The organism is uncultured Campylobacter sp. (genome assembly GCF_938045225.1).
Classification (GTDB): Bacteria; Campylobacterota; Campylobacteria; order Campylobacterales; family Campylobacteraceae; genus Campylobacter_A.
On sequence record NZ_CALINL010000092.1, the window covers coordinates 1 to 2,610 of the forward strand.

Here is a 2,610-nt window from a genome sequence, read left to right on the forward strand (position 1 = left end):
TCTTACTTTTTCTCTTAAAACTACGATGAGAGCGTCAGTTTTGACCTGTGATGGGCGCTTGACGTGGAGCATATCGACGATGCCGCGGAGTGGGTTTATACCTGATTGTTTTAAAATTTTACCTTTGTCGATGCCCTGAAATAGCACTTTTACGCGTCCGTCAGGTAGCGGCACACGGCGCATTATAGTGCCGATCACACCAGCATCATAGATACCATCAAAGTCTCTAGCGCCGTCTTGCTGGGGCTTTGTAGGCACGACAAGGATCGGCGTTTCTCCTTGTATGGCAAGCTCAAGCGCTTTTAAATTTTCTTCGTCGCTTAAAAAAAGCGGCGTTATCATAAATGGATATAAAAATAGCTCGTCCTCAACTATGATAGGGATCTCAGTTGGGAAGCCTTTGTTTTCGTTTATTTGCAAAATTTCTCCTATTCAAACAGTTTTCTATACCATGCCACGTCAGGTTTGATAAGGTCTGAGTTTTTAAACGGCGACTCTTCTAGTTTTTGCTCGTAAATTTTAGCCGAAACATCACGGCCAGTTCTCTTGTAAAGATCTGCTATTTGCATGTCTAAGAAGTAAAGGGCTAGCTTAAATTTGATAAGCATGGTCTCAATAAGCGGCTTATACTCGGTATTTGGATACATATAAAGAAATTTCTCGATCTCAGTTACGCTATCCTCCATTAGCTTTTGGTTGCGGTTTGGCTGGGTAAATGAGTCAAAATTTGCCTTTATCTTTAGATACTGAGCAAATTCTGTTTTTGGACCGTTATCGCCATATCTTTTGATGTATTCATCAAGATAGTGATTTGCCATGAGATACTCTTCATCATTTGCGTGAGCTTGGGCAAGGATGAGTAAAATTTGCTCCAAAAGCGGGCTAGCTACATGCTCGCTAGACATCGCCGTATAGTGTTTGTCGGCGCTTTCTAGGTCACGATTTTTGATATCGCCGATGATCTCAGAGTACCACTGATCGGGCGTTAGATTATAAAGCTCGGTGTATTTGTCGGCACAACCGCCGATTAAACAAACAAAAAACACCGCAGATAAAAATTTGATCAAATTTTTCATACGTTCCCTTAAATTTTAAATTTTTTAAAACAGACTATTTTACCATTGTTTTTATTGCTTTTCGGTAAATTTGATTTCATTTTATGCTTAAAAATAGGAAATTTTGGATACAATTCGCGTAAAAAGTAAATATTTAATTAAGGAGATATATATGATTTTTCAAGTCAAAAGTCCGATTTTAGGCTTTGAGCATATTAAAAGTTATGAATTAAAAGAGCTAGATCAATTTTTCATAAAGCTTCAAAGCAAGGACGACGATACATCTTTCACCGCGATAAATCCGTATGCTTTGAGAAATTATGAATTTGAGATACCAACGTACTATCAGGAGCTGATGGACATAAACGACAAAAGCGAGCTAAGGATTTACAACATCATGGTCGTGGGCACTCCGATCGAGACATCGACGGTAAATTTCATCGCTCCTATCGTTTGCAATATGACAAATATGACGCTATCGCAAATAGTCCTTGACGCATGGACATATCCGATGTACAAACAGGCTGAAAAAATTTCAGATTTTATAGAGAAGTAACAATTAATGGAGAAAAAATGAATTTTTTAAGAATCTTTACGATTCCTTTACTGATAGCTACATGTTGCTGGAGTGAAACATATACTGACAAAAATGGACTCACTCATACAATGAGCACAATGGTTAGCCACGGTAGAGAGCGCGGTATAGACAATAAGCAAACGCCTGATTTTAAAAAGCTACCAATTTATACGATAGTAAGCGGTGAAAAATCTGAGGCTAAAACAATATACGGCGACGTAGAGATCATCGGTGCTAGTATCCTCAAGATGAAAAACGGAGGATATAATTTTGAGCCTACGCCATGGCAAACCTCTATCTCAGAGGTAGTATACGAAAATGAAGACTTTGGATACACGACAAACTCCGCGAAAGCTACCTTTAACTTTTCCGACATAAAAGATCGAAATGGGGGCAGTATAGACAATGAAATAACCGGGAAAAAAATAGTATTTGCAAGGCTATTTTGGGCCGGACGTATTGTTGGTCGCAGTCAATACCAAATGACGAGAGATGGGTATTTTAATATAATAAAGGATTTTAATAAGATAAGATTCAAAACCCCCAAAGGCATATACGATTTAGCCGCCCTAGAAGAAAACACCTACTGGGATGGTTCATATAGCTCGCATGATAAATCTTTTAGCTTTCAGTATCAAGCTAGCGTAGACGTAACACAATTAGTTAAAGACTCACTAGGAAATACTGCGGCTAGTAGAACATTTAGCGCGGGCGACATAAAGACTACTGTAGAAAAACCTATTTTGGCCGTTATAAACGTAGATGGATCGTTTAGAAACGTATATACTCCTCGTTATGGCGGATGGGCTTTGGCAATAGTTTACGACTTCGGTCCATCAAGCGTACAAAGAATAAAACCAAAAGGCGTAAATATATATGAAGGCATAAGCGTATTAACTCCTATAAATAGAAGCTTGGGACTAGAAAGAAGCGCCACTGTTAAATTTGACGGCTTTTTTACTCCATTAAACGGCAATA

3 protein-coding genes and 1 pseudogene are annotated in these 2,610 nt (G+C 38.6%); 2 read left to right on the plus strand and 2 right to left on the minus strand.

Annotated elements, in window-relative coordinates; translation table 11 throughout:
* Positions 1–420: LON peptidase substrate-binding domain-containing protein (locus Q0200_RS03925; RefSeq protein WP_297937995.1), on the minus strand; the 420-nt coding region annotated here is incomplete at its 3' end.
* Between the two features lie 8 nt (positions 421–428).
* Positions 429–1,076: an outer membrane protein assembly factor BamD gene (gene bamD, locus Q0200_RS03930; RefSeq protein WP_297937998.1), complete on the minus strand. Its 648-nt coding sequence runs from the start codon at positions 1,074–1,076 to the stop codon at positions 429–431.
* Between the two features lie 151 nt (positions 1,077–1,227).
* On the opposite strand from bamD, the gene fliW reads away from it, so the two are divergent.
* Both fliW and Q0200_RS03940 read left to right on the plus strand, forming a co-directional pair.
* Positions 1,228–1,611: a flagellar assembly protein FliW gene (gene fliW / locus Q0200_RS03935; protein WP_297938000.1), complete on the plus strand. Its 384-nt coding sequence runs from the start codon at positions 1,228–1,230 to the stop codon at positions 1,609–1,611.
* Positions 1,612–1,628: 17 nt separating this feature from the next.
* Positions 1,629–2,610: pseudogene (locus Q0200_RS03940) on the plus strand (hypothetical protein); the annotation flags it as partial.